Genomic DNA, 1,210 nt, shown 5'->3' on the forward strand with positions numbered 1-1,210 from the left:
GACTGTCAGGTCAATACTGTTTCAGTACAGATGGGGTAATGAAAAATGGCGATAAAGAGTAGGTTTTTATAATGAACGTCTAAACTAATATCCCTTAGTATAATTCAAATGGCTCACTCATTTGAAATAAATTATAAGTGAAGATAATATTTCAAGGAATGTATGAAGATCTTTCTGGTATTCATCATCGTTAATATATAAATTAATGCCTTTTGGTGCTGGTACTTCTAGTTTGTAAAAGAAAAGTTTACCCATTAGGTGTGAGCTATTAAATACGGTTGGCTCCGTATCATGATTGTACAACGGAAATGACATAATAAACTCTAGCACTCCACCTGAAAAATAATTAGCCATCATTAATAGACTAGCATCCAATCCGACAGAAGTTTTGAAATTACCCGATATGCGCAATTGCCTTTTATTACTTTCGTGGATAATATTTTCTATTCCAATAGATTTTAGTTTTTGTAACGATGTTTGTAAGGCATATTTGTTATTGTACTTTTTCCCGATGTGGTCTAGTTCGCTTGTTGGGGGTATTTCAATAACTTCTTTAGTCTTCCAGTCTTTGAACCGGTCTATGAATTCATTTTCAATTCTAACTAAACTAGTATCGATTTTACTCTTTGTAAAAAAAACCTCTCTTGTTTTTGTAAGAGCATTTTTCAACATGTCATATTCTACACCAATTTCTGAAGCCCATCTCTGACCGACAAAATCAAGTGGTCCTTTATAGTCTATTTTTGAAAATTCACCTTGATGACTATCATAGTCGGAAAATATATTTTCCCATATTATTCGCAGCTGTTCGATTTGTTCCAAATCAGGGTAGTCCTTTTGAAAGTCGCGCATATTTGTTCTTCCAATTGTTATCGTGGGATCAACCCACGTCCTGGCAAAGGAATGAAGTTTGGTGGCTTCGTTTGACGCAAGAGACTGTCTACGTTATTCGCAACATTTGAAATATTTTCGGACGCATTATCGAGAACATTTTTTCCAGTATCCCTATATGCATAGTAGGCAATTCCTGGCCAATCTGAGTGATACAACAAAACGTCATAGACTTTTCCTGTTATAAAGCTCGTATGAGGTACCGGGAGGCGCTGGCCATTTGAGAAACGCTTATTAATCACATTAGGTGGCGCTGCAGACAGTTTAATCCCACTCTTTTTAGCAATTTTCGTGTCCGTCCGGTAAACCCGGCCTTTTT

The 1,210-nt window shown here is 36.2% G+C and carries 2 protein-coding genes; both read right to left on the reverse strand.

What is annotated here, in order from left to right; translation table 11 throughout:
• Window positions 1–117 precede the first annotated feature (117 nt).
• Window positions 118–852 (reverse strand): hypothetical protein, encoded by a 735-nt coding sequence (locus tag E1297_RS01635; RefSeq protein WP_155133070.1) that lies wholly within the window; start codon window positions 850–852, stop codon window positions 118–120.
• 17 nt (window positions 853–869) lie between these two features.
• Window positions 870–1,210, reverse strand: a 341-nt coding sequence (locus E1297_RS49585; protein ID WP_209015576.1) for a hypothetical protein, incomplete at its 5' end; no start/stop codon positions are given.

It is taken from the genome of Roseibium sp. RKSG952 (assembly GCF_009711355.1).